We start from the raw sequence: 25,366 nt of genomic DNA, 5'->3' as shown, positions 1-25,366 counted from the left end.
TGGACGACCTGTCGCATATGCTGTAGTCAGAACCATGGCTCCAGATCGGCTTGGCTGATCCGGGGCCGATTATCGTCGAACAGGAAGGACCCACATGCTGTCATTCGTCAACGACTATTCCGAGGGCGCCCACCCCGCAGTCCTGCAACGGCTAATCGACACCAACATGGAGCACCTTCCCGGCTACGGCAAGGATCGGTACTGCTTTTCCGCCGTACAGAAGATCGCTCAAGCCTGTGACTGTCCCCAGGCCCAGGTTTATTTCATGGCCGGAGGGACTCAGACCAATCAGGTCGTCACCTCCTGCCTGCTGAAGTCCTACCAGGGGGTGGTCGCTGCGGATACTGGCCATGTCAACGTCCACGAGGCCGGTGCCATTGAAGCCATAGGCCACAAGGTCCTCACCATCCCCAGCAAACAGGGCAAAATTCGCGCAGGCGATCTTAACGCCTTCCTTGATGGCTTCTACGCCGACGGAAACCATGAGCAGATGGTCTTCCCCGGCATGGTTTACATCTCCCATCCCACCGAGTATGGGACCCTCTACACCCGCCAGGAGCTGGAAGATCTCTCGCAGACCTGTCGGAAATACAAGATCCCGCTCTACCTGGACGGGGCCAGGCTGGGATATGGACTAGTGGCTCCAGGAACCGATGTCGATCTGGCGGACATAGCCCGTCTTTGCGATGTCTTCTACATCGGAGGAACCAAGGTGGGCGCGCTCTGCGGCGAAGCGGTGATCTTCCCCAGGGGGAATGCTCCCGAACATTTTAGTACCATGATCAAAAGAAGGGGGGCCCTTCTGGCCAAGGGAAGGCTCCTAGGAGTGCAGTTCGACGCTCTTTTCACCGATGACCTCTACCTGCACATCAGTCGAAGCGCCATCCAGACAGCAGCGATGATCAAAGAAGCCCTGCGCAAGAAGGGGTATCAGATTGTTATGGATTCCCCAACCAACCAAACCTTCATCTGTCTGGACAATGAGCGCATGGAGGAGCTGTCCAAGCAGGTCGCCTTCGACTTCTGGGAACGCAGCGATGCAACCCACACCGTGATCCGACTGGCCACCTCCTGGGCGACGACAGTCGAGGACACCCAGGCTCTGATCAATCTGCTGTAAAAGCCGCTCAAGCTAAACCAAAGCAAACCAAGGCCATCCCGCCACCCCTTCCCTGCCGGTCATCCTTAGGGGGGAATACTCATATATACGTGAACTTTTTCATCCGCTCTGCAGACACGACCAATCCCACATTGTTGGACATATCACACTCTTTCGGGATGAGTGAAAGCTGGCGTTCAGCAGGATTTTTATTGCAACGATGCTGATGCGCACACTCCCCGCCCTGAGCATAGGAACGGAAATGCTTCAATGATGAAAGGGAGCTTATGAAAGCCATTATTTTCAAACAATTCAACACCTTCCCCACCCGCAAGGAAGTGCCGGAGCCGACCCCTGGGAGCGGCGGGGTTCTGCTCAAGGTTGCTGGGGCAGGTTGCTGCCATTCCGATGTATCCGTCGTCCAGGACTGCACGCCGGAAACCTGGAGCCGCACCAAACCGCCGATTATTCTGTGGCATGAGACCACCGGCTGGGTCGAAAAGGCGGTCCCCCGATGTCACGGGCTTTAAGAAGGGTGATCCGGATGCGGCCACTACCCTGAGTGCTTGGCCGGCCAAGAGAACTAATGCTCCAGCTCCGTAACCAATAAATCCCTGGCCTTGGGTCTGGGTCGCGACGGCGGCATGGCAGAATACATGACCGTCCTGGCCCGCAACCTGGTGCCGCTGGGCAATACGGATCTAATTGGCCCCCCCTAGCTAACGCTGCCCTGACCCCCTACCACGATCCGGGCTGCCATGCCTCATCTGAACGGCGGCGGAAAGCACGCTCTGGTCATTGGCCTGGGCGGACCGGCACAGATCGCCATTCAGATTCTTCACGCTTTGCCAACATGTATCGCAACAGCCAGATTGAGGCTGAGCTCGAAACCTATGCGCTGGACAACCCCCTCAATGCCCACCACAAGCTGGTCGACAACAAGCTCTCTGCCAGGGCTGTTGTAGTCCCGCACACCAAGACCTGATCTTCCCTAGCGCGTAGGTGAGAAAGCTGATCGCCTGTCGGTCGGATTCAAGCATGGTCAGATTTGTGTCCTGACACCATTTTCCGCCTGCCTGCACTTGATGGCCTGTCATGGTCTTTTCACAAGGACCATGACAGGCCATAGCATCCAACCGAGGGGATCAAACCCGCATTGTTTACAGTTCGTTCGATTGCGGAGCATCACTCAACAGCAAGTGGATCGAGAAAATACCGTTGGCGGATTCCAGCCTTATTGAACCGCCGAGCGAATCCACCAGGGAATCAACGATGCTCAGACCCAGACCTGTGCTTCTGATCTTGGTCCGTGATTGGTCCTCGGTCTGGAACCGTTCCATCAGCCTGTCTACATCGACGGCTCCGTCCCTGGTTTTGTTGCCGAAGTCCAGATGAATCCGCCCATCCTCGCCCTGGTGCAGGTCCACCCAGGCTGATTCCTCCGCATACTTGAGCCAGTTGCCAATCAGATTCTGGATTACCCGACTCATCATGGTCTGGTCCGTCGTTATTTCCACACCAGCTTGGATCCTGGGCTCCACCGTGACCGACTGTGCGGTCAAAGAATCGAAGGCGTTGAAGAGCTCCTGCTGAACCAGGGCCGACAGGTTCACCCTACTCAAATCCAGACTCACGCTCTTCTCTTGAATCAGATTGAAATCCATCAGGTAATGCAGATAGTGATCCACCGACTGCAGGTTGTTGAGAATCTTGTCCAGCTGCTCCTGGTCATCCGATTCCTCTTTGAGCAGTTGGGCGTATCCCCTAGCCACGGTCAGAGGGGTCTTGATGTCATGGGTCAGATTGGTCAGCATCTGTCGGACCTGTTTATTCTGCTCAGCCTGGGTGATCTGCAGCCGCTTGTTTTTGTTCAGAATGACGTTGATCCTATTCGCCAGAGTGCGGATGAGTCCGATATTGGCCCCAGTGGTTACCAAGGCATTGGAGTCCGCATGGTTGATGAAATCCAGATCACTGCTGATTCGTTTGAGGTCGACAATCAGCAGTATCAGTTTAATCGCCAATGCTAGGGCGACAAGACCCAGAACAAGTGCAACCACCTTCACGGATTCACCTCCGATGACCCCTTATTCGTCGTCCCGCTTTCCACCCAAATTCAGACCAGGCGAACGCCGATACCCCAGACCGACACGATGTAGCGCTGGCTTCCGGCGTATCTGTTCAGGCTGGTCCGCAAGGTGCTCAGGTGCACATTGAGAGTATTATCAGCATTGATGTATGGCTGGTTCCAAACCTGCCTGAAGAGGTCCTCTTTCTCGAAAACCCGATGCGGATGGTCCATCAGAAGCTCAAGGATGGCGAATTCTTTGCGAGCCAGATCGACCCTGTGCCCATCAACGCTGACCGTGTGCTCCATCCGGTCCAGCTCGATCCCCTCGAAACAAATCCTGGCGTCAGATTCACCTGCTGTATCCGCATCCGCTTTCAGTGCCACGGATTGGCGCAGCTGAACCCGGACGCGAGCGCGAAGCTCGTCGATGTCGAAAGGCTTGGTCACATAATCATTGGCGCCCTGCTCCAAGAGGCTGACGGTCCTGGTCTTATCCTGGATGGCCGTAAGGATGATGACCGGCACCGAAGACATGCGCCGAATGGCCTTGAGGACGCTGTCCCCGGTGATTACGGGGAGCATCAGATCCAGAAGGATCAGGTCGGGTTCCTCCTGCTGGAAGCGAGCTAAGGCCTGGGCGCCTGTGGTCGCCTGGACGATCCGATAGGTCTCGCCCAGCACATCCTTGAGCAGGGACTGGATGTCCTCCTGATCCTCCACGACCAGAATCGTCGGCATGCTTTCTTCCTTTCACGGGTCACACTCATGTTACTGAAGCCGTCTCACAATGCCAGTCTCGTCCAATCGGATTTATGTAATTCTTAATGATTTCTTTGCCAAGCACTTAAGAAAGGCATTTTAGATTCTCTAATAGCGACACAGAGAAAGGAACTCCATGGACGATACCATTCTGGATATTAGCCATGTCAGCAAACGGTTCGGCCGCTTCCAGGCACTAGAGGATCTCAGCCTTTCCATAAACAGGGGTGAGATCTACGGGTTGATCGGCGAGAACGGTGCTGGCAAAACCACCCTGATGCGTCTGATAACTGGACTCTCCCCCATGCAGAAGGGAACCATAAGGCTGATGGGGCGCACAATTGGCAAGAACAGGCGCATTCTGAGCAGAATAGGCTCAATCATTGAGGCTCCGGCCGCCTTCAAAAAACTGACCGTCAGCCAGAACATGAAACTGACAGCCATCCAGCACGGGCTGGCCGACGACAAGGCCATCTCCCAGGCCATCGACTTCGTTGGTCTGGGCGAGAAGGCCAAGACTCGGGCCGCTCACCTCTCTCTTGGTCAGCGTCAGCGCCTTGGGTTGGCCATGGCCATCCTCACCCGGCCCGATTTCCTGATCCTGGACGAGCCCATCAACGGCCTGGATCCGGCAGGAATCATCGAATTCAGGACACTTCTGGGAAAGCTCAATAAGGAGCGCCAGACGACCATTCTCATCTCCAGCCACATTCTGAGCGAACTCTACCTGGTCTCCTCCCGGTTCGGGTTCATCAGCCACGGCCGCCTGATCAAGGAGGTAGACAAGGACGAACTGGATCGGATCAATCAGAATGGACTGTTGATCGACGTGGACCAGAGCTCCAAAGCCGCCACGATCATGGATCGCCAGGGAATCGGCCCCTTTCAAGTCCTTGACGACCATCAGATTCTGATCAGGCAAGGGAATCTGGAACCGGGCCCCATCAACAGTCTTCTTGTTCAGAAAGGCATCCTGGTCAATCAAATCAGCCAGCAGAAGGGATCGTTAGAGGGATATTTCGCAGATCTGCTGAATAAGGACCCTCAAGAGTCGAGGAGGCAACAATGATTAACCAGATCAGGGCCGACTTTTATAGGCAGCGACACTCCATCGGCATGCTGCTTCTGCTGATTGCCACTGTGGCCCTCGGCATCGGGACCACCTGGAGCAAGAACACCGTGGGCATCAGCACGGGCGGGGAAGAATACGCTCATAAACTTTCGGAAATCCAAGGCCAGAGCTGGACCATCAGGACAGGCCTGCAAGCTGGTGTCGCCTCCGCCACGTCCCTGATCTACTTTTATATCGCAGTCTTCGTTATCGTCATTGGTTCGGAGTACAGCCAGCACACCCTGAAGAACACATTGACCTCGGGCATCTCGCGCATGCAATTCATCTTAGGCAAGTACGCGACCATCCTGATTGACATCATCCTCATGACCCTGTGCTACTTCATCGCCAACCTGCTGACCGGACTGGCCCTTGGAAGGAAGCCCGGAGTCGGCTGGGGCATCTTGTACAAGGATGTGGCCGTCATGACCCTATCGGTCAGCTTCTGCATCTCCGTCATCATCAGCCTGGGCATCGTCCTGTTGATCCTTACCCAATCCATAGTCATTCCAGCGGTAGTGATCGTGATATGGCCCGTGCTAATCGGCCTCATAGAGTTCACAGCGAAATGGAAATGGCTGCGATACTTCGACTTCGTCGGGTTCGGCCAACAGATTGTTCTGGCCACTCTGAAGGCAGATCAGGTTTGGATCTATGCCGGCGTATCCGTGGGCGTGGTCCTGGTGGCCATCGTCGGGTCGGCTCTGATCATATCCAAGAAGGAGATCTAAGCCAGATCAGGCTTGGCGACCTGCATGACCATCTTGGCAAAGGCTCTGACGGAAGCATCCAGGGAATAATGCTCTTTGGCATGTTCGGCGTAGCGTCTGGACCAGACCGCAAGTGCATCAGGATGGTCTATCCACCAGTCAACTTGCGCAGCCAGTGCCTGGGCCTTGCCGACCGGGAAGAGCGAGTGCTCAACCAGAGCGAAATGGCCGGCGGCGCTCAGGTCGGATTGTGCTATTACCGGGACTGCACCGCAGGCCATCCCCTCTAGGACGCTGACCGATTCCAGGTCCGCAATGGAGGGATGGACCAGTAGATCGGCCTGTCTGAGCAGATCAGGCATGGTCGTGTTGTGATGGAATCCAATCGAGACCTGCGTGCCGTTCAGCTGCCTGGCGGCCTCCGCCTTCAGGCGGCGCTCCATGGGACCTGTGCCAGCTATGGTCAGGCTGATTCTGCGTCTGTTCCTGCACAGGGCCAGAGCACGGATCAGAGTCAGATGGTCCTTTTCCCGGGCCAGCCTGCCAGAGGCCACGACTTGGATCAGCCGGTCGGGTCGCTGCCGCTCGTATCGGCCCCGCTCATATCGGTCACCGGGGTTGAACCTGGGCTGGTAGCCGTTGGATATGACATGCAGGTGGGCCTTGTACCCATGCGAGCGCAAGAGGTCAGCCGTCAGCTGGGTAGGAACGTGGATGTGCCTGACGTGATCGTAGAGCCAGAATCGAAAGAGCCGGTAGATGGCCGCATCCACCCCGGGCAGGTAGCGCAATGGACCAGCTGAATAGGTGATGTTCTCAGGCTGAATGTGAAACCCGGCAGTCACCGGTATGCCCATGGACCTGGCCTGTGCCAGGGCGGCACGGCCGAAGGCGAAGGGTTCGTAAATATGGACCAGATCCACACCGGCAAAGGCCCTTCGGAACAGTTCCGGATCAGCACGAGCGAAGCTCATCTGCTGTCTGGCCGCCACATGAGAGACTAGAGGAATTCGATGCACCCGCGCCGGATAGTCGGTCGAGCCTACCCCCACCAGACGGACCTGGTGCCCCAGCGCTTCCAGACCCTGGGCGTATTGGATGGCGGAGTTGGAGGTCCCATTGCCCCTGTTGCCGAAGGAATCCAGGACCAGGGCCAGCGTCAGGCGATCATGATCCCTCATCAACGTTCCCTCCGCTGTTCAACTGTTGCAGACTTGGGTCGGACCAGGACAGGGCGACCACCCGATTGTACCCACTATTAGTAGGAGAAGGCCGGGACGGCCGCCCCACGGTAGTAGCGGTTGATGGCATCAGCCACATAGCGACTATGGTAGGCGGAGACCAGAGCCTTGTAGTCGGGGTCATTTTTGTCAGCCTGTCTGGCCACGATGATGTTGACATAGGGATGATTGGCTGGCGATTTGAGATCGCCGGGCACCTGGTAGATGGCATCCTGGATCTTCATGCCAGCATCCAGGATGAAATTGGTGTTGGTGATTCCCGCCGCATAGTCGGGCAGGACCTTGACGATCCCCGGTGGATCGACCTGATCCAGGACCAGCCCGCGCGGGTTGTCTACGATATCTTCGGGAACCGGCGTGGTGGCCTTGGGGTCTCGCAGACCGATCAGCCCGGCGCTGGCAAGCACCTTCAGGGAGCGGCCCAAGTCGATAGGATCGCTGGGTATTGCCAAACGGTCACCATAGCCTATCTGGTCAACGCTCCGGTACTTCTTTGAGTAGAGGTTGAGGGGTGAGATGTAGGTGTCGCCAATGGCTGCGAACCGGTACCCGTGCTGCTTGGACTCCTGCTCCAGAAAGGCATAGTGCTGGAAGGCATTCAGGTCAATCTCCCCGTTGGACAGTGCCTGATTGGCGTAACGCCCATATTGAAAGGCGCGGAGCTTGATTTTTATGCCGGCCCGGCACTGGTCCAGTTGGTGCTGAACGGCCTTCCAGATCTCCTCATCAGCATCGCCCACCAGGCCGATGCTGATCTCCCGCTGGCCGCGATCGGGCTGGTTGACCCTGACATAGGCCACTCCCATCAGGACGGCGACCACCAGGATGACGACCGAGACAGCTGCCAGCTCTCGCTTGGCCCTGGTTCTTCTGGTGCTCATATCCGTCCTCCTTCATTTGTTGAACCTATCGCATCAGGAAACCTTGAAAGCCGGCAGGCAGGCGCCCTTGTAGACATGGACGATGGTGTCGGCCACGGGCTTGGAATGGTAGGCTCGCACCACTGCGGCGTAGGTGGGGTTATTCCGCTGATCCTTGGTGGTGACGATAATGTTGACGTAAGGCTTGTTGGCCGGGTTCTGGAGATCGTAGGGAACCTCGTGGATGGCATCATGCACACTGCGACCTGCATCGACCACGAAGTTGGCGTTGGTGACCCCGCCCGCATAGTCGGGCAGCAGGTTGAGGATGCCAGCCGGATCCACCTGCTCGATGCGCAGATGCTTGGGGTTGTCCACTACGTCCTCGGGCAACGGGTTGGTGGCCTTGGGGTCGCGCAGACCGATCAGCTTGGCGTCGGCCAGGACCTTCAAGGCCCGGCCCATATTGGTGGCGTTGTTGGGAATGGCCACCCGGTCGCCGTCTTGGAACTGCGAAGGCTTGGCATAGCGCTGCGAGTAGAGGTTCATGGGCGAGATGTAGGTATTGCCAAGCACAGCCAGCTGGTAGTGGTTGGTTTTCACATCGTCCTCCAGGTAGGCGTAATGCTGGGCGGCGTTGAAGTCCACCTCGCGGTTGGCTGTGGCCTGGTTGACATAGATGGCGTCCTGGAAAGGCTTGAGCTCGATCCTGATGCGTTCGCCCCGCCGATCCAGCTCTGCCTGGACAGCCTTCCAAATCTGATCGTCCGAACTGCCAATGACGCCGACCTTGACGACCTTGACATCGGCACCCACCTGGTTCAGACGGACATCGGTACCGACCACCAGCGCCAGCAGGAGGACGATGACCAGGCTGAGCGCCGCCAGCTGGACCTTGGCTCGGTTCTTTTTGCCGACGCGATTACGACCGACCACAATAATCTGACCTTTCCCGGGTTGCTCAGTGTTCGACGACCTCGGCCAGAAGCCGGCCGAACAGTTCGATCAGGGCGATGAAGATGACCAGCACAATGATGGTGGCGATGGTCACGTCGTTCATGGACCGCTGGTAGCCCAGACGGATGGCGAAGTCGCCCAACCCGCCACCGCCCACAATGCCCACGGTGGCAGTCTCGCCCACCAGGCTGACGATGGTAATGGTGGTCACCCGGATGATAGAGGGGATGCCCTCACGCAGGTAGACGTGCCAGATGATCTGCCAGGTGGTCATGCCCATGGACTCCGCCGCCTCGACATACCCAGGGTCCAAACCGGCCAGGGCCGACTCGATCTGCCGGGAGAAGAAAGGCGTGATGCCCACGACCAGCGGGAAAATTGCCCCTTTAGGCCCGATGGCCGTACCCATGAGCATTCTGGTCACCGGCACCAGGGCGGCCGCCAGAATAATGAAGGGAATGGAGCGGAAGAGGTCAATCAGCTTGTCCAGAATGGTGAACACCAGGCCGTTGTGACGGATGCCATCACGCCGGCTGATGATCAGCCCCACCCCGATGACCAGAGCCAGCAGGAAGGAGATCACCCCTGAGACGCCGACCATGACCAAGGTCTGAACCATGCTGCTGAAGAACTCAGGCAATCGGCTCATGACGTTGGGGAACCAGGTGGTGAGCAGGGACGTCATGATTTGAGGACCTCGATTCCGATGTTGCGCGAGCGCAGGTATCCCATGGCCCGACGGATATTTTCCGGTTCGCCGCCCATCCTGACCACCAGACCCCCCAGGGGTGCTCCCTCCACCACATCGATGTCGCCGAAGATGATGTTGACGTCCAGGTTGTAGCGACGGCTGATGGTGGAGACCAAAGCCTCGGAGACCTCCTTGGAGACATAGGACATGCGCATGAGGATCTGCCCGGGCTCCAGGGCCACCAGGGGCGAATCGGCGGCCATCAGATCCTTGACCTTTTCCAGGTTGGATGTGGTGGCCACGAAAGACTTGGTCAGCTGGGCCTTGGGATCTGCAAAGACGTCGAAGACCCGGCCCTGCTCCACAATGACGCCCTGATCGATGACTGCCACCCGGTTGCAGATCTGCCGGATAACCGACATCTCGTGGGTGATCATGACCACGGTGATGCCCAGCTGGTCGTGCAGATCACGGAGCAGCTGAAGAATGGAGCGCGTGGTGGTCGGATCCAGTGCGCTGGTGGCCTCATCGCTGAGCAGGATATCCGGCTCGTTGGCCAGTGCTCGGGCGATGGCCACGCGCTGCTGCTGGCCACCGGAGAGTTCGGCGGGATAGTGGTCGGCCAGCTCAGTCAGCCCTACCAATTCCAGAAGCTCGGACACCCGGGCCCGTCGAGATGCACGGTCGCGGCTGCTCCCCCGCAGAGGAAGGCCCACATTATCGGCCACCGTCCTGGATGGCATCAGGTTGAAGTGCTGGAAGATCATGCCCGTACGACGCCTCAAGTCCCTGAGCTCGGCCGGAGCCAGATACTTGACCTCGCGACCCCGGACCTTGACGCTGCCCGAGTCATAATCCTCCAGCCCGTTGATGCAGCGGACCAGGGTGGACTTGCCAGCCCCGCTCAGTCCGATGATGCCAAAAATATCTCCAGTCTCGACAGTCAGATCGATGTCGGCCAGTGCCGTCTTGTCTTCGTCGTCGTCGCTGTGATAGGTCTTGGTCAGGTGCTCCATCCGCACCGCCGGTATCCGCTCGCTCACGTTCCCGCCTTCCCTGGTCGACTGCCTGACATGGTAATCGTCCCGGCGGCCAGTGGACAAGAAGGCCTCTATAGATGTCGTTTATAGGCATGTATCGATAGTCGGTGACAGAATATGAGTATGCGCGCATCCGGTCAGCAGCGGATTATCAACACTATCGATCCAGGGAAGCGGTCGTTCGGCTCTCCTCTGGGGCCAAGACCCACACGAGTCCTTCTCCTAGGGGCCGGCGAACTCGGCCGCGAGATCGCCATGAGCCTGATGCGACTGGGGGCCTGGGTAGGTGCGGCGGACTCCTACCCTGGCGCACCGGCCACCCAGGTGGCCCATGTCGGCTACCAGGTGAGGATGAGTGACCCCCAGGCTCTTGAGGACCTGATCGAAATGGTCAAGCCCGATCTGATCGTGCCAGAAGTCGAGGCCATCGCCACTGACCGTCTGGCCGGCGCCGCAGCCCGTGGCATCCAGGTAGTGCCTGCCGCACCCCTGGCGGCCATGTGCATGGACCGCAGGGCCCTGCGCGTCTTCGCCCACGAGCAGGTAGGTCTGCCCACTACCCCCTATCAGTTCGCCAGCTCCCTCGAAGAGCTGGCCAGGGCGGCGGACCAGGTGGGCTACCCCTGCATGGTCAAACCTCTGATGAGCTCCTCCGGACACGGACAGACCCTGGTGCGAAGCAGGGAAGGTTTGTCTCAAGCCTGGAATTCGGCACTGACCCAGGGCCGGGCAGCCATCAGGCATCAGGGCGAGGCCGAGATCATTGTGGAGGCTCTGGCCCCCCTAGCGCATGAGCTGACCGTTCTGACCGTGGCTTCCTCCGCCGGCGTGGCCACCTGCACGCCCATCGGCCAGCGGCAGGAGAACGGCGACTACCGGCTCTCCTGGCAACCGGCGGAGCTGAATCCTGACATCTTGCAGCAGGCCCGGAGCATGGCCACCAGGCTGGTTCATGCCATGACCTCCCTGGCATGTCAAAGCGGGGAGACCGGGTGGGGGGTCTACGGAGTGGAGATTTTCGTTCTGCGCGATGGCTCGCTGCTCTTCAACGAGGTGGCCCCGCGCCCCCATGACACCGGCATGGTGACTATGATCTCCCAACGCCTGACCGAGTTCGACCTTCACGCCCGGGCCATCCTGGGCATTCCCGTCCATCAGGAGGATCTGGCCCTGAGTCTGCAGGAGGGCGCCTACGCGGTCAGCCGACCCATCCTGGTCAGGGGCCAGGGACCTGTCAGTTTCCAAGGTCTGCCGCAGGCCCTGGACCACCCAGGCACCGATCTGCGCATCTTCTCCAAACCAGAAGTGCTTGGTCTGCGCCGCATGGGCGTGGCCCTGGCCCAGGGTCCTGACCTGCAGACTGCCCAAGAACGGGCCGAAGCCGTGGCCGGCGATCTGAAACCTCAGGTGGGCTCGGAGATGTAACTCGGGCTTGCTATGGTGGTCATGTCCCAAGAAGTGCAGATGTTTCCAATTCGCAACAAACTCGAGGAAGGCGAACCGTGGAAAAGTTGGGGATGCGCTATCAAGGCAAGGCCAAAAAACTGTACGAAACGGATGATCCGAACATGCTCTGGGTTGAGTACACCGATCAGGCCACGGCGGGGAACGGAGCCAAGAAGGCCAATATCGAAGGCAAGGCCAGACTGAACAACAGGATCACCACGGTGATATTCTCCCTGCTGGCACGCCGGGGCATCCCCAGCCACTTCGTACGCAGCATCTCGGATACCGAACAACTCAATCGCCGGCTGGACATGTTCCCCTTGGAGGTCGTCATGCGCAACCGGGCCGCAGGCTCTTTCGCCCAGCGGTACGGGGTTGCGGAAGGCACCGCCTTGAAGCAGCCGGTGCTGGAGTTCTTCTACAAGTCCGATCCCCTGGATGATCCATTTATCAACCGGGATGACATTCTGGCCCTGGGGCTGGCTACCGAGCAGGACCTGGACATCGTCGCCGCAAAGACCAGGGAGATCAACGGGGCGCTGACCGACATCTTCCACGCCATCAACGTAGAGCTGGTGGATTTCAAGATCGAAATGGGCAAGACCGAATCGGGCATCATCCTTCTCGGCGACGAGATCACCCCCGACACCTGTCGGCTCTGGGCAATCGGCAATAATCAGAACGGCCAGGTCACCCACCTGGACAAGGACATCTTCCGCAGGGACCTGGGCAGCATCATTCCTGCTTATCAAACCATTTTGGATGGGCTGACCGAATTGGAGGAGCGCGAAAGCCAATCGAACGGCTGAATCGATCGACCCGGAAGCGAGCTTATCGCCTCCGGGTTTTTCATTGGTCCCTAACCAATCCATCACGAAAGGATCCATCGTGCTCTTCCGTGTCTATACCGAGAAAAAACTGGGCTTCGACCAGGCCGCCGAGAGGCTTGCCGAGCAGCTTCGCACCCTGCCGGGCGTGCAAGGGCTGACCGGCCTGCGCGTGATCAACCGTTACGATCTGGAGGGAATTGACGAAGACCTCTTCAAGCGCTGCCTGCCCACGGTCTTCGCCCAGCCCCAGACCGATCTGGTGACCACCCGGCTGAAGCAGGCCCTGCGCATGAAGGGCTACGCGGACATGCCGCCGCTGGACTCCTCTATGCTCTTCGCCGTAGCTCCCCTGCCCGGTCAGTTCGATCAGCGAGCCGACTCTGCAGCCCAGTGTGTTCAGCTGGTCGGCCAGGGCGCCCGCCCCCTGGTGGCCACGGCCACCGTCTACCTGCTCCAGGGCGATTTGAATGCCGAGCAGATCGAGGCCATCCGCAATTACCTGGTCAACCCGGTCGACTCGCGGTTGGTAGGTCTGGAGCAGCCCAAGACCCTGGCCATGCCGGATGAGGATCCGGATCCAGTGCCCGCATTGGACGGGTTCCGCGATCTGGATGATCCTGAACTTGAAGCGCTGATTGACAAGCTGGACCTGGCCATGGATCTGCCGGACGCCCGCTTCTGCCGGGACCACTACCGCCAAGAAAAGCGCGACCCCACCCTGACCGAGCTCAAGGTGATAGACACCTACTGGTCGGACCACTGCCGGCACACCACCTTCAATACCAGGCTGGAGCGGATCGAGGCGGACAACCCACGAGTACGGACCACGCTGGAACGATATCGGATAATCCGAGGAGAGCTGGGCCGTCAGAACCGACCTGAATGCCTGATGGACATGGCCACCATCGGAGCCAAGTACCTGCAGAAGCATGGCATCCTGAGCGACGTGGACCAGTCCGAAGAGGTCAACGCCTGCACTATCCGGACCAAGGTCGACGTGGATGGCCAGGATCAAGATTGGCTCTTCCTCTTCAAAAACGAGACCCATAACCATCCCACCGAGATCGAGCCCTTCGGCGGTGCCGCCACCTGCATCGGCGGAGCCATCCGTGATCCCCTGTCCGGAAGAGGCTACGTCTATCAGGCCATGAGAGTCAGTGGGGCGGCGGATCCTCGTCAGCCCCTGAATCAAACCCTGCCGGGCAAGCTGCCTCAGAGCCGGATCGTCCGTCAGGCTGCCGATGGCTACTCCTCCTATGGCAACCAGATAGGGCTGGCCACCGGGCAGGTTCGAGAAATCTATCACCCAGGCTATGCGGCCAAGCGGATGGAGGTGGGCGCTGTGGTGGCCGCCACCCCGGCCGACCACGTGATCCGTCGTCGGCCCGCACCCGGTGATCTGATCATTCTGGTGGGCGGCAGGACCGGCCGTGATGGGATCGGCGGCGCCACCGGAGCTTCCAAGTCCCAGAATGAAAAGAGCCTGGAACGTTGCGGAGCCGAGGTGCAGAAGGGAGATGCACCTGAGGAACGCAAACTCCAGCGCCTTTTCCGCCGCCCGGAGGCAGCCAGGCTGATTGAGCGCTGCAACGACTTTGGAGCCGGCGGTGTAGCCGTGGCCGTGGGCGAGCTGGCGGACGGGCTGAATGTGGACCTGGACCGGGTGCCGCTCAAGTACCAGGGGTTGGACGGGACCGAAATCGCCATTTCCGAGAGCCAGGAGCGCATGGCCGTGGCCCTGGCTGCAGAAGACGCGCCCGCCTTCATCAACTGCGCCCGGCAGGAGGACCTCGAGGCCACCGTCATCGCCGAAGTCACCGAGGAACCCCGGCTGCGGATGACCTGGCGATCAGAGACCATCGTGGACATCCCCCGGTCCTTCCTGGCCTCCAACGGCGCCCCTCATACGGCCGATGCCCAGGTGGCGGTTCCAGCTCCCTACCATGCCCCCTTTGAGGTCCAGGGCAGCCTGGACGCGCGCATGAGGTCCCTCCTTGCTGACATCAATGTCTGCTCCCAGCAGGGTTTGGCCGAGCAGTTCGACTCCACAATCGGCGCAGGCACCGTTCTCATGCCCTTCGGCGGAGCCCGACAGCTGACACCGGCCCAGGCCATGGTGGCCAAGCTGCCGGTGGATGGGCACACCACCACCGTCTCGGCCATGGCCTGGGGATTCAACCCCTGGATCAGCAGCCAGGACCCTTACACCGGTGCCTACCTGGCCGTGGTCGAGAGCCTGGGCAAGCTGGTGGCCTCTGGCTTCAGCCGTTCCCGGTCCCACCTGAGCCTGCAGGAGTACTACCCCAAGCCCGGCGACGACCCCCGGCGCTGGGGTCTGCCGGCAGCCGGCGTCCTGGGAGCTCTCCAGGCCCAGCTGGATCTTTCCGTGGGTGCCATAGGCGGCAAGGACTCCATGTCCGGCAGCTTCGAGGGCCTGGATGTGCCGCCCACCCTGATCAGCTTTGCTGTAGCCCTGGGACGAGCCAAGGATGCGGTCTCCCCCGAATTCAAGGCAACGGACCGTCAGATCTATCTCTTGGCGCCCGACTACCAGGAGGACGGATTGCTGCCCGATCCGGAGAGCCTGCGGACCGTCATGGACCAGGCGGAGGCGCTGATCAGCCAGGACCTGGTGGATGCCGCAGCCACTCCGGGCTACGGTTGCATCGCCCAGTCCCTGATGGAGATGTGCCTAGGCAACAGAATCGGGCTGGACCTGGCGTCAGACACTGCTTTATCGGCGCTCTTCCGCCCCGCCTATGGAAGCTTCATTCTGGAGGCCTCTGGTCCGGAGCCCCTGTTCATTCAGAATTCCCGCCTGCATTTGCACCTGCTAGGGCACACCTGCGAGGACTATCGCCTTCGCTGCGGCAGCGAGGATCTGGACCTGTCCGAGCTTGAGGAGATCCGTGCCGAAGGTTTGGAAACCATCTTCCCATACCGCGGCCAAGGCGATCCGGTGCCAACCATCGGCCGCAACGACCGTGAGCCCGGCAGGCCTGCAGCGCGCAGGACCAAGGGAACTTCCAAGACCGCCCGACCCAGGGTGGTCATGCCCGTCTTCCCCGGCACCAACTGCGAGTTCGACTCTGCGCGGGCCTTCCGGGATGCTGGAGCCCAGGTGGATACCGTGGTCATCCGCAACCTGAACGCCGAGGACGTAGCCGAGAGCTCCCGCCGCCTGGCCCAGGCCATCCGCAACAGCCAGATACTGATGCTGCCCGGAGGCTTCTCCGGCGGCGACGAACCCGACGGTTCGGCCAAACTGGTGGCATGCTTCCTGCGCTCGAACCAGGTTGCCGATGCCCTCCAGGAGCTTTTGCAGGACCGGGACGGGCTGATTCTGGGCGTCTGCAACGGATTCCAGGCGCTGATCAAGCTGGGCATGGTCCCCTATGGAAAAATCGTCACCGGCTCGCCTGAGGATCCCACCCTGGCTGTCAACGCCATCGGCCGTCATCAGAGCCGTCTGGTCCACACCCGGATCAGCTCCACACGCTCCCCCTGGCTGAGCGCCTGCCGGGTGGGCGATGTCCACACCATGCCCGTCAGCCACGGCGAAGGTCGATTCGTAGCCGAGCCTGGCCTCCTGCGCGCCCTGATCGACCGAGGACAGGTGGCCGCCCAGTATGTAGATGAGCAGGGCCGCCCCTCCATGGATCCGCTGGTCAACCCCAATGGATCCGACATGGCCGTCGAGGCCATCACCAGTCCGGACGGCCGGGTGCTAGGCAAGATGGGCCACACGGAACGCAGCGGCCCCGACCTGTATCTCAACGTGCCCGAAAACCGCACGCAGCCACTCTTCCAGTCGGGAGTGGACTACTTTGCCGCCTAGGGGAAAGGACATGGACCATGTCGTTGGAGCTTGAAGGCATCCACGAGGAGTGTGGGATTTTCGGGGTCTGGGGACACCCCGATGCCGCCCGGCTGACCTACTTCGGCCTGCACGCCCTGCAGCACCGCGGCCAGGAGGGTGCCGGCATCGTTTCCAACGACCAGGGGCACCTGATCGGAAGACGGGGCCTGGGCCTGCTCACTCAGATATTTCCGGACGAGTCCAGCCTGACGCCGCTGACCGGGGACAAGGCCATCGGCCATGTCCGCTACGCCACGACTGGTTCAGGATCCATCGAGAACATCCAGCCCTTCGTCTTCCGCTTCCATGACGGGGATATAGCACTGGCTCACAACGGCAACCTGACCAACTGCAACAGCCTCAAGGCGCAACTAGAGGATCAGGGGGCCATCTTCCATTCCAACTCCGACACCGAGGTGCTCATGCACCTGATCCGCCGCAGCCCCGAAAAGGACTTCATGGCGGCGCTCAAGCAGGCTCTGCGCCAAGTCCATGGCGGCTTCGCCTACCTGCTCATGACCGAGGACGCCATGATCGGAGCCATGGATCCCAACGGCTTCCGCCCCCTCTCCCTGGGCCGGCTGCCGGGAGGGGCCTACGTCCTGGCCTCCGAGACCTGCGCCCTGGACCTGGTCGGCGCCAGGCTGGTGCGGGACATCGGCCCCGGCGAAATCGTCCGTGTGGATGGTTCGGGCTACAGCATCGAACGCTATACCGATCAGACCTGCCTGTCCATCTGCTCCATGGAGTTCATCTACTTCGCCAGACCTGACTCCAATATTTATGGGGTCAACGTCCACTCGGCCCGCAAGAGGATGGGGGCCAGACTGGCCCGCGAGGCCCCGGTGGACGCCGACATGGTCATCGGGGTGCCCAACTCCTCCCTGTCCGCAGCCTCCGGCTATGCCGAGGCGGCCGGACTGCCCAACGAGATGGGGCTGATCAAGAACCAGTATGTGGCACGCACCTTCATCCAGCCCAGCCAGACCATGCGCGAACAGGGCGTCAGAATGAAGCTGGCCGCTGTGCGCGGCGTCGTAGCCGGCAAGCGGGTGGTGGTCATCGACGATTCCATCGTCCGGGGCACAACCTCGCGCAGAATCGTCCGCCTGCTCCGGGAGGCCGGGGCGAGCGAGGTGCATATGCGCATCGCCTCCCCGCCCCTGCGCTACCCCTGCTACTACGGCATTGACATCCAACGGACGTCCGAACTGATCGCCGCCAAGAGGTCCGTGGAGCAAATCAGGGAAGCCATTGAGGCCGATTCCCTGGCCTACCTGAGTCTGGACGGTCTGGTGGATTCCATCGGCCTGGGGCGTGATGCACCCTACCAGGGGCTCTGCGTGGCCTACTTCAACGGAGACTATCCCACGCGGCTTGACGACTACGAGCAGGGCTTCCTGGCCTCGTTGACCCAGGAGGACCGGGCCCGGCTGGAAGCGCCCAAGGGATCCTACGGGCTCGACATGCCCGCAAGGTCTAGGCAGGAAGCCAACCAATGAACACCAGCGAAGAGCAGGACAGACCGAGCAGAGAAAGGGGCATGCATGCCGAAGGCATATGAGCAGGCTGGAGTATCGGTTGAGGCCGGATACCAGCTGATTGACAGAATCCGCTCGTACACGGCCAGGACCCATAGGCCGGGCGCCGGTGACATTGGCGGCTTCGGCGGCGACTTCGACCTGTCTGCGCTCAATTACCGCCACCCGGTCCTGGTCTCAGGCACTGACGGCGTAGGCACCAAGCTGATAGTGGCCCGGGAAGCCGGCCGCCATGACACCATCGGCCAGGACTGCGTGGCCATGTGCGTCAATGACATCATCGCCCAGGGGGCCGAGCCTCTGATCTTTCTGGATTACATCGCCTGCGGACACAATGACCCGGCTCTGCTGGAGCAGGTGGTCAAGGGCGTGGCCGACGGCTGCGTCCAAGCCGGGGCCGCCCTGGTAGGCGGGGAGACCGCTGAGATGCCCGACATGTACCAGCCTGACGAGTACGACCTGGCCGGATTCACCGTGGGTGTGGTCGAACGGGAGTCCCTGGTTGACGGTTCGACCATCAAAGAGGGCGACCAGCTGATCGGCCTGCCCTCCTCGGGCGTCCACTCCAACGGATTCTCCCTGATTCGTCAGGTCTTACTGGACCAGGGGGGCATGAAGCTGGAGGATCGTCCCTATCAGCTTGGCGGAAGGTCCCTGGGAGAAGAACTGCTGACGCCCACCCGCATCTATGTCAAGGCCCTACGCCCGCTCTTCGCCTCCGGCCTGCTCAGAGGCGCGGCACACATCACCGGAGGCGGCTTCGTGGAGAAGGTGCCCCGGATTCTGCCAGAGGGTCTGGCCGCCAGCTTCAACCTTGAGGCCTGGAAGGTGCCGCCCATCTTCACGATGATTGAAGAAATGGGCAGGGTCGACCATTTGGAGATGTACAACATCTTCAACATGGGCATTGGGATGGTTCTGGTCGTTTCCCCTGATCAGCTGGACCAGGCACGCACAATCTTGGACGAGGAGCAGGAGCCCTACACCCTGATCGGACAGGTGACGGGCGCTCAAGACGGCCAGCAGGTCATCCTTAACGAAAACGGCCGTCAGCAATAGCGAGAGGAGCCCATCATGGCGGACAAGGTACTGGTCATCGGGTCAGGAGCCAGGGAACACGTTATCGCCACCACTCTGTTGTCCGGGGCAGGAGTGGATCGGGTCTGGTGCGCCCCGGGCAATCCGGGCATGGAGCCGGACGGCATCAGCCTGTTGCAAGAGGATTCCTCGCAACCTGAAAAACTGGTCGCTGCTATACACGAGCTGGGAATCGACTGGGTCTTCATTGGACCCGAGGCTCCTCTGACGGCTGGATTGGTTGACGAACTGCAGGCTGCCGGCATCCCCGCCTTTGGACCCGGCAAGGCTGCGGCCCGAATCGAAGGATCCAAGGGCTTTGCCAAGGACCTGATGCGCAGGCATGGAATCCCGACCGCTGATTATGCAGTCTTCCATGACCTTGAGTCGGCCAGGACCTATGTGCGCTCGCACGGCGCACCAGTGGTCATCAAGGCTGACGGGCTGGCATCCGGCAAGGGGGTGACGGTGGCGGCCGATCTTGACCAGGCCATGCAGGCCCTGGATGCCATCTTCATCGATCATAAGTTCGGACAGGCCGGAGCCCAGGTGGTCATCGAGAATCAGCTGGTGGGTCAGGAGTGCTCGCTCATGTGTTTCGTCCGGGGTGATCAGTTCTGGCCCATGCCACTGTCTCAGGACCACAAGCCCGCATATGACGGGGATCGGGGTCCCAACACCGGCGGCATGGGGGCCTACTCCCCTCTTCCGCAGTTCGGCCCGGAACTGACCCAAAAGGCCCTGGATACCATCGTCGCGCCCACCGTCCGTGCACTGGCGCAGGAAGGCAGTCCATTCACCGGTGTTCTGTACACGGGATTGATGGTCACTGACAAGGGCCCTGAAGTCATCGAATTCAATGCGCGACTGGGGGACCCGGAAACCGAAGTAGTGCTGCCTGCCTTGACCAGCGACCTGGGCACAGCCATCCGCACACTGCTGGAGGGCGGGGAGCCGCAATTCACCTGGGATGACTCCCACAACCGCTTAGGGGTGGTCCTGGCAGCACAGGGCTATCCCGGCAATCCCAAGACCGGGGTGCCCGTGCCCTTGATCGCTCCGGAGCAGAACCTCAGAGCCTACTACGCCGGAGTGTCTGGCTCGGCTTCAACCGGTCTGACATCCTCCTCGGGAAGGGCCGCCCTGGTCGTAGCCCAAGGCGACGACTTGGCCCAGGCAACCCGTCGGGTCTATGAACGTCTGGACGGCTTGTCGATGCCAGGCCTCTTCTATCGGCACGACATCGGCCACCGCGGCCTGGAAGCCTAATTGGCCGAGCTGGTAGAGTTCTCGCTGTCCTTATCCTGGCTTTGCTCCTTGGCCTGCTTGGCCTGACGATCCATTTCAGCCTTCTGCCGGGCGGCATCCGAACGGCGGGTGGGAGTGGCGTTGAAGCCGGTTCCCTGCAGGTAGCGTTTGCCTGCCATGATGTCGTACTGGATCAGTTTGTAGTCATTCAGGAGCTGCCGGGTGGCCCGGTCGAAGTCACGGGCGTTCATGGGCTGGCCCTGGGCATCCAGATAGTTGGTCTGCCCCGCAGGGATCCTGTTCCAGTCCTGGATCTGGTTGGCCACCGGAGGCTCAATGGCGCTGATCTTTTCGTGGAGCTCGGTCAGGAAGGCCGTGAAGGGCGAGACCTTGGCACCCATGTGCTCGGCCGCCTGGGCCTGGAAGAAGTTGGGCGAAGAATAGGCGCTGTTGCTGACCTGCGATCCCGAGGAGTCCGAGGCCTTGTTGGACCAGATGAAGTAGTCGGTCAGATGCAGGGCCAGGGAGTTGCGCTCGTCCCAGCTGGCCGTGCCATAGATGCCGGGCAGGTGGTCCCCGTAGAAGACCACGGTTACCGGCTTGCTCTGGGAATCCAGACTGTTCAGGTAATCAGCAGTGGCCTGATCGGTCAGACTGACCCCCTTGGCATAGGTGCGAATGGATTGCATCTCATCGTCGCCAAGAGGCATGTTGGGGTCGGAGGAGCTGACCGAGAAGCTGTTGTCGTCATACCAGTCGTTGTAGGGCATATGGTTCTGCATGGTGATGACCTCGACGAACTGGTTGCCCTTCTCGTCGCCCATCTGCTCCAGGGCGGAGTCGTAAGCGGAGCGATCACTCACATACTGGCTGCGGTCGATGCGGTCCTGGTGGGCTATCTGATCCGGGCCTGTCAGCGAGTAAAAGTGCGAGAAGCCGAACTTCTTGTAGTTCTCGGCCCTGGAGTACATAGAGGACTCATAGGGGTGGAAGGCCAGGGACTTGGATGGCGACCCCCAGGCCTGATTGACCGTGGGTATCCAATTCAGATGAGGGATGACCTGCTGGTAGGGGGAGGTCAGCGAGGGATCAAAGTTGGCCATGGACAGACCGGTCATGGCCTGGAACTCCAGATTGGCCGTACCCCCGCCGTAGCCGGAGGAGAGCATGAGCCCGCTGGTGGTACCCTCCTTGATGGATCTGATATGGGGCATGGGATCCTGGTTGAGCGCAACGCCCGGCACCCGCGTGGGATCCGAGAATGACTCGGAGAGAATGTAGACCAGGCTCGACTCATTCATATAGGATTTGCGGTCACGGTTGATGCGGTCCGCCGAAAGCTGGTAACGGTGTGCCAGAGACTGCATGGTGGCACGGCTGTAGCCAGCTGGCTGGTCCATGACCTTGGGTCGCAGCTGCCGGGAAAAGGACACGAAGACTCCGTTGCGCTGGGCATCATAGACCGAGTCCCACATGGAGGGCTTGTCGCCCATGAACTGCGAGAAGCGGTAGGCGAGGCTGCCGTAAGTGCCCACAGTGGACATGAAGAGCGCCACCACTAGGACGGGGACCAGGACACCTGCCGTACGCAGTCCAGCGCCTAGAGGCTTGTTGCCTGTGGCTATCGGGCGGCCACGACGGGCATCCATCCGTGTCGCCACCCAGCAGATCAATCCGAGAACAATCAAGGCAACGACCCCCAGCCCGATCATGATCAGGGACCGGGCCGGCAGGAAGGAGACTAGGTTGGCCGCATCGGCATGAAGGAAATCCAGATCAGAGGGCAGGACGGCCTCGTAGCGGGCGCGCACCTTGAAACGCTCGATGGTTGCAATGACCGCGCAGATGGCCAGGATCAACCCTGATGCCACCCAGAAGCGATTGGTCAAATAAGCCAGAGCCAGGTAGACCAGGCCTACAGCCAGCATATTGAGCAACAGGACGAACCGACGCTGGGTCCACATGGCCGAGATGAAGCCCCAGAAGCCGATCAGCGGGTTGGACAGCTCTACGCGAGAGCTGTTCAGGGAGACCCCCCACTGCAGGATGCCCACTGACAGGAAGTCAATCAGGATGAAGGCTAGGAGGTAGACCCACCCACGCACCTGAAGACGTCCGGTCATGTTCTGCATCCAGAATGTCCACCGGCCGGGCTGACGCTTACGATCCTTCACCGCTTGCTCCTGACTTTGGCGACTGGGCCCTGTGGGCCTTTACCGATACCTGTGCCATTGTTCCCATCAAGGACGACAAGGCCCGTGAAAACACCCCTTAGCGAACATGAAGAGCGAGCAGGCCATCAGGCCTTGGCGCCCGGCACCTGCTGGACCAGGGCGCTGATCCAGTCCTCCAGGTTCCCGTACTTCTCGGGGCGCTGCTCACTGACCTCGAAGACCGGCACATGCGCCTTCCGGGCCTCAGCGGCCAGCTCCTTGGAGGTTCGATTGACTTCCTGAACGTTGAGCACCAGCATGTCCAACTGCCCGGATGTCAGCAGATGGCGGAAGGCCACCAAGTCCTCGGGCGAGGGCTCGCTCTCGTTGGCGGCCGCCCGCAGGTACCCCTCGGGTGTCAGATCCTCCATGCCCAGATCATGACAGAGATAGTAGGCAGCCGATTCCGTGGCCGCATAGTGACGACCTTGGGTCTGCTTGCGCGCATCCGCAATCAGATCGTCCAGCCGGGTCTGCCGACCCTGCCAGTCCTGGTAGGCCTTGTCAAAATTGGCTTCGCGGCCTGGGCGTAACTGCCGGTATGCCTCATGCACGGCCTTGGCGGCTGCTCTCCTGCCCTGGGAGGAGAACCAGAGGTGGGGGTTGTCGCCAGTCTTGCGCCCCGATGCCTTGGATACGTCGACCAACTTGGCCCGTCCGGTTTCAGCGGCCTTGGCCGCCCAGTCATCGATGCCGGCCCCGTTGACTATGACCAGATCGGCACGGCTGATTCGGGCGATGTCGGCCGTTGTCGGCTCATAGTCATGGGCATCAGTAGAGGTGTTGCTCAGAATGGTGTCCACCCGGGCCTGGTCGCCGCCCAGGTCCTCGGCCAGGGACTGCCACTGATTGATGCTGGCCACCACCTGCAGAGGGCCGGATCCAGAAGCGGATGGGGTCGGTTCGCTTCTTCCGCAGCCTGTAAGACTGGTCAGCAGGGTCAGTCCGGCCAGGAGGGCGACGACCAGGGTGCGGGTCCGGCGAAGGCGTGGGCTGCTGGCATGCATGGATGAGGGTTCCTTCCTGGCGACGGTCTGCGGCCTCTTAACGACCCTAGAACCGTTACTGAGATTGATTATCAATAAATCTACCATAGAACAACCAATGGCCAGAAAGGTCGCCTATACAAATGGCAGCCACCCGCCTGGACAATCCCTATACTGAACTGCGGATACGTTTTATCTGGAAGGAATTGCATGGGTACATGGCTGGCAAAGATCCATCTGACCCAAGGATGGTTGCCCGTGACGCTGTTCACCCTGACGGCCCTGGCCCTGGTTCTGCTGGTGTTGACCGGACTGACCCATGGACGCTGGCGGACCCTGTTGAAACAGATCGCCATAGCAGTTGGCATAGGAGCCCTGGGATTGCTGGCCACATGGCTGGTCTCCGACGTCTTCATGCTCTTCGGAGTTTCCCTGGGCTGGATGGTCATCATCACCGTAGCCTTGGGCTTCCTGGCTGTGGGGTTCGCCGTATGCATCCTCATTACTGCACATGGATGGCGACGGCTTTTGGCAGCCCTGAGCGTCCTGCTCTGTCTGCTGTCCACCGGGTTGCGGGTGGATATCATCTATGGGGAGTTCACCACACTGGGATCCCTGTTCAGCGTCACCCTTTATCCTGACTATGGGAGCCACCAGGCAGCTAGACCGGCCATGAGTGTGGCCCAGTGGCGCGCCCGGGCCTCCCGGGGCGATCTGCCGGCCTATCCCCGCACCGGCCGCTCCTACAGCGTGCACATTCCCAATGACAGCTCCCGCTTCCTGGCCCGACCGGCCGATATTTACCTGCCGCCCGCTGCGTTGAGCAAAAAGCCTCCGGCCCTGCCTGTCTTCGTCCTACTGGCCGGCCAGCCTGGCAGCCCCGACCGGCTCTTCACCGCCGGATCCATCCCTGCCATGATGGATGTTTACGCCGCCAAACATGATGGACTGGCTCCAGTAGTGGTCTCTCCGGACCAGAACGGTTCCTCCTTCCACAACAGCCTGTGCGTAGATTCACCTGTCTATGGAAAGGCTGAAACCTATTTGAGCCGTGACGTGCCCGCCTGGATCCGGGCCAACCTGCCGGTCGACAGCAAACCCCAATTCTGGGCCATCGGAGGATTTTCCCAGGGCGGAACCTGTTCCACTCAGCTGGGAGCCCGGCATCCCAACATCTACGGGAACATGCTCCCAGCCGACGGGGAGCTGGAGCCGACCCAGGGTCGACAGGACCAGATGATCCACGACTACTTCGGCGGCGACCGAAAACGCTTCCTGGCACAGGTTCCTGCCAAAGCCATCATGGAGCGGGCGCCATCGAACCAGCGGCTATTCACTGCCGCTGGTTCCAACGACAAGGAGTCCCAACACAATATGATGGTCATCGCCAAGGCCGCCGACCAGGCAGGCATGAGTGTGGAGGCCGTCGTAACCCAAGGGTCGGGCCATGACTGGCACACGGTCAAGACCGCCTGGAAGCCCGGACTGGAATGGCTGGGCGAATCCATGGGTCTTGGACCAATGTCCCAACCAGTCCAGGACTTTCCGGATATTGTTGAGATGAACATCAGCTGAAGCGCCGATACAGCAGATCAATAAAGATCATCAGCAGAAAGAGCCGCCGCAA

Annotated in this window: 21 protein-coding genes; 12 read left to right on the top strand and 9 right to left on the bottom strand. The window is 60.4% G+C overall.

Annotated features, from left to right (window positions below; genetic code table 11):
* Positions 1–94: 94 nt before the first annotated feature.
* From J3T95_RS00610 to J3T95_RS00600, 3 genes are all read left to right on the top strand, one after another.
* Positions 95–1,120, top strand: coding sequence for a threonine aldolase family protein (locus J3T95_RS00610; protein WP_267450044.1), 1,026 nt, complete (start codon positions 95–97; stop codon positions 1,118–1,120).
* A gap of 266 nt (positions 1,121–1,386) precedes the next feature.
* Complete coding sequence (locus J3T95_RS00605) at positions 1,387–1,629, top strand: alcohol dehydrogenase catalytic domain-containing protein (protein ID WP_267450043.1); 243 nt, start codon at positions 1,387–1,389, stop codon at positions 1,627–1,629.
* A gap of 323 nt (positions 1,630–1,952) precedes the next feature.
* Positions 1,953–2,084 carry a hypothetical protein gene (locus J3T95_RS00600; protein WP_267450042.1) on the top strand — a complete coding sequence of 44 codons (132 nt, stop codon included), beginning with the start codon at positions 1,953–1,955 and terminating at the stop codon, positions 2,082–2,084.
* Between the two features lie 175 nt (positions 2,085–2,259).
* On the opposite strand, the gene J3T95_RS00595 is transcribed toward J3T95_RS00600, so the two are convergent.
* Positions 2,260–3,159 (bottom strand): sensor histidine kinase, encoded by a 900-nt coding sequence (locus tag J3T95_RS00595; RefSeq protein WP_267450041.1) that lies wholly within the window; start codon positions 3,157–3,159, stop codon positions 2,260–2,262.
* Positions 3,160–3,215: 56 nt separating this feature from the next.
* Positions 3,216–3,908 (bottom strand): response regulator transcription factor, encoded by a 693-nt coding sequence (locus tag J3T95_RS00590; protein WP_267450040.1) that lies wholly within the window; start codon positions 3,906–3,908, stop codon positions 3,216–3,218.
* A gap of 157 nt (positions 3,909–4,065) precedes the next feature.
* On the opposite strand from J3T95_RS00590, the gene J3T95_RS00585 reads away from it, so the two are divergent.
* Together J3T95_RS00585 and J3T95_RS00580 are read left to right on the top strand one after the other, a co-directional pair.
* Positions 4,066–4,998 carry an ABC transporter ATP-binding protein gene (locus J3T95_RS00585; RefSeq protein ID WP_267450039.1) on the top strand — a complete coding sequence of 311 codons (933 nt, stop codon included), beginning with the start codon at positions 4,066–4,068 and terminating at the stop codon, positions 4,996–4,998.
* Positions 4,995–5,771 (top strand): ABC transporter permease, encoded by a 777-nt coding sequence (locus J3T95_RS00580; RefSeq protein WP_267450038.1) that lies wholly within the window; start codon positions 4,995–4,997, stop codon positions 5,769–5,771. The genes J3T95_RS00585 and J3T95_RS00580 overlap by 4 nt, the downstream gene beginning before the upstream one ends.
* Here the strand turns inward: J3T95_RS00580 and J3T95_RS00575 are convergent.
* The 5 genes from J3T95_RS00575 to J3T95_RS00555 form a co-directional block, all read right to left on the bottom strand.
* Entirely contained in the window at positions 5,768–6,931 is a 1,164-nt protein-coding gene (locus J3T95_RS00575; protein ID WP_267450037.1) for a glycosyltransferase, read from the bottom strand. The two genes, J3T95_RS00580 and J3T95_RS00575, sit on opposite strands and share 4 nt — an antisense overlap.
* A 77-nt stretch (positions 6,932–7,008) precedes the next feature.
* Positions 7,009–7,872, bottom strand: a complete 864-nt coding sequence (locus J3T95_RS00570; RefSeq protein ID WP_267450036.1) for a MetQ/NlpA family ABC transporter substrate-binding protein — start codon at positions 7,870–7,872, stop codon at positions 7,009–7,011.
* A 33-nt stretch (positions 7,873–7,905) separates the two neighbouring features.
* Positions 7,906–8,787: a MetQ/NlpA family ABC transporter substrate-binding protein gene (locus J3T95_RS00565; RefSeq protein WP_220236108.1), complete on the bottom strand. Its 882-nt coding sequence runs from the start codon at positions 8,785–8,787 to the stop codon at positions 7,906–7,908.
* Positions 8,788–8,812: 25 nt separating this feature from the next.
* Complete coding sequence (locus J3T95_RS00560; RefSeq protein ID WP_144085182.1) at positions 8,813–9,493, bottom strand: methionine ABC transporter permease; 681 nt, start codon at positions 9,491–9,493, stop codon at positions 8,813–8,815.
* Positions 9,490–10,542 (bottom strand): methionine ABC transporter ATP-binding protein, encoded by a 1,053-nt coding sequence (locus J3T95_RS00555; RefSeq protein WP_220236109.1) that lies wholly within the window; start codon positions 10,540–10,542, stop codon positions 9,490–9,492. Before J3T95_RS00555 ends, J3T95_RS00560 begins: the two co-directional genes overlap by 4 nt.
* Positions 10,543–10,656: 114 nt before the next feature.
* Between J3T95_RS00555 and purT the strand changes: the two genes are divergently transcribed.
* The 6 genes from purT (at position 10,657) to purD (ending at position 20,561) form a co-directional block, all read left to right on the top strand.
* Positions 10,657–11,964 (top strand): formate-dependent phosphoribosylglycinamide formyltransferase, encoded by a 1,308-nt coding sequence (purT, locus tag J3T95_RS00550; protein ID WP_416378718.1) that lies wholly within the window; start codon positions 10,657–10,659, stop codon positions 11,962–11,964.
* Positions 11,965–12,041: 77 nt separating this feature from the next.
* Positions 12,042–12,794, top strand: coding sequence for a phosphoribosylaminoimidazolesuccinocarboxamide synthase (purC, locus tag J3T95_RS00545; RefSeq protein WP_220236111.1), 753 nt, complete (start codon positions 12,042–12,044; stop codon positions 12,792–12,794).
* 79 nt (positions 12,795–12,873) lie between these two features.
* Positions 12,874–16,653, top strand: a complete 3,780-nt coding sequence (locus J3T95_RS00540; protein WP_267450035.1) for a phosphoribosylformylglycinamidine synthase — start codon at positions 12,874–12,876, stop codon at positions 16,651–16,653.
* A 17-nt stretch (positions 16,654–16,670) separates the two neighbouring features.
* Entirely contained in the window at positions 16,671–18,176 is a 1,506-nt protein-coding gene (gene purF / locus J3T95_RS00535) for an amidophosphoribosyltransferase (protein ID WP_267450034.1), read from the top strand.
* A 45-nt stretch (positions 18,177–18,221) separates the two neighbouring features.
* Complete coding sequence (gene purM / locus J3T95_RS00530) at positions 18,222–19,274, top strand: phosphoribosylformylglycinamidine cyclo-ligase (protein WP_267450033.1); 1,053 nt, start codon at positions 18,222–18,224, stop codon at positions 19,272–19,274.
* A 15-nt stretch (positions 19,275–19,289) separates the two neighbouring features.
* Positions 19,290–20,561, top strand: a complete 1,272-nt coding sequence (gene purD, locus J3T95_RS00525; RefSeq protein WP_267450032.1) for a phosphoribosylamine--glycine ligase — start codon at positions 19,290–19,292, stop codon at positions 20,559–20,561.
* Here the strand turns inward: purD and J3T95_RS00520 are convergent.
* Together J3T95_RS00520 and J3T95_RS00515 are read right to left on the bottom strand one after the other, a co-directional pair.
* Positions 20,558–22,714, bottom strand: coding sequence for an LTA synthase family protein (locus tag J3T95_RS00520; protein WP_267450031.1), 2,157 nt, complete (start codon positions 22,712–22,714; stop codon positions 20,558–20,560). The genes purD and J3T95_RS00520 overlap by 4 nt on opposite strands.
* Positions 22,715–22,839: 125 nt before the next feature.
* Positions 22,840–23,760, bottom strand: coding sequence for a metal ABC transporter solute-binding protein, Zn/Mn family (locus J3T95_RS00515; RefSeq protein WP_267450030.1), 921 nt, complete (start codon positions 23,758–23,760; stop codon positions 22,840–22,842).
* Between the two features lie 189 nt (positions 23,761–23,949).
* Between J3T95_RS00515 and J3T95_RS00510 the strand changes: the two genes are divergently transcribed.
* A complete protein-coding gene (locus tag J3T95_RS00510; protein ID WP_267450029.1) occupies positions 23,950–25,314 on the top strand; it encodes an alpha/beta hydrolase in 1,365 nt (454 codons plus the stop codon).
* Positions 25,315–25,366: the final 52 nt, after the last annotated feature.

The organism is Bifidobacterium sp. B4079, from assembly GCF_026537385.1.
GTDB classification, from domain to species: Bacteria; Actinomycetota; Actinomycetes; order Actinomycetales; family Bifidobacteriaceae; genus Bombiscardovia; species Bombiscardovia asteroides_I.
Note: the sequence above shows the minus strand (reverse complement) of the source record. Positions and strands in the feature narration are given on the sequence as shown.

What these genes read in the sequence shown, in the direction of transcription:
- J3T95_RS00610 (WP_267450044.1), top strand. Translation starts at nt 95, where the DNA reads ATGCTGTCATTCGTCAACGACTATTCCGAGGGCGCCCACCCCGCAGTC.
- J3T95_RS00605 (WP_267450043.1), top strand. Translation starts at nt 1,387, where the DNA reads ATGAAAGCCATTATTTTCAAACAATTCAACACCTTCCCCACCCGCAAG.
- J3T95_RS00600 (WP_267450042.1), top strand. Translation starts at nt 1,953, where the DNA reads ATGTATCGCAACAGCCAGATTGAGGCTGAGCTCGAAACCTATGCGCTG.
- J3T95_RS00590 (WP_267450040.1), bottom strand. Translation starts at nt 3,908, where the DNA reads ATGCCGACGATTCTGGTCGTGGAGGATCAGGAGGACATCCAGTCCCTG.
- J3T95_RS00585 (WP_267450039.1), top strand. Translation starts at nt 4,066, where the DNA reads ATGGACGATACCATTCTGGATATTAGCCATGTCAGCAAACGGTTCGGC.
- J3T95_RS00580 (WP_267450038.1), top strand. Translation starts at nt 4,995, where the DNA reads ATGATTAACCAGATCAGGGCCGACTTTTATAGGCAGCGACACTCCATC.
- J3T95_RS00575 (WP_267450037.1), bottom strand. Translation starts at nt 6,931, where the DNA reads ATGAGGGATCATGATCGCCTGACGCTGGCCCTGGTCCTGGATTCCTTC.
- J3T95_RS00570 (WP_267450036.1), bottom strand. Translation starts at nt 7,872, where the DNA reads ATGAGCACCAGAAGAACCAGGGCCAAGCGAGAGCTGGCAGCTGTCTCG.
- J3T95_RS00560 (WP_144085182.1), bottom strand. Translation starts at nt 9,493, where the DNA reads ATGACGTCCCTGCTCACCACCTGGTTCCCCAACGTCATGAGCCGATTG.
- purT (WP_416378718.1), top strand. Translation starts at nt 10,657, where the DNA reads ATGAGTATGCGCGCATCCGGTCAGCAGCGGATTATCAACACTATCGAT.
- purF (WP_267450034.1), top strand. Translation starts at nt 16,671, where the DNA reads ATGTCGTTGGAGCTTGAAGGCATCCACGAGGAGTGTGGGATTTTCGGG.
- purM (WP_267450033.1), top strand. Translation starts at nt 18,222, where the DNA reads ATGCCGAAGGCATATGAGCAGGCTGGAGTATCGGTTGAGGCCGGATAC.
- purD (WP_267450032.1), top strand. Translation starts at nt 19,290, where the DNA reads ATGGCGGACAAGGTACTGGTCATCGGGTCAGGAGCCAGGGAACACGTT.
- J3T95_RS00515 (WP_267450030.1), bottom strand. Translation starts at nt 23,760, where the DNA reads ATGCATGCCAGCAGCCCACGCCTTCGCCGGACCCGCACCCTGGTCGTC.
- J3T95_RS00510 (WP_267450029.1), top strand. Translation starts at nt 23,950, where the DNA reads ATGGGTACATGGCTGGCAAAGATCCATCTGACCCAAGGATGGTTGCCC.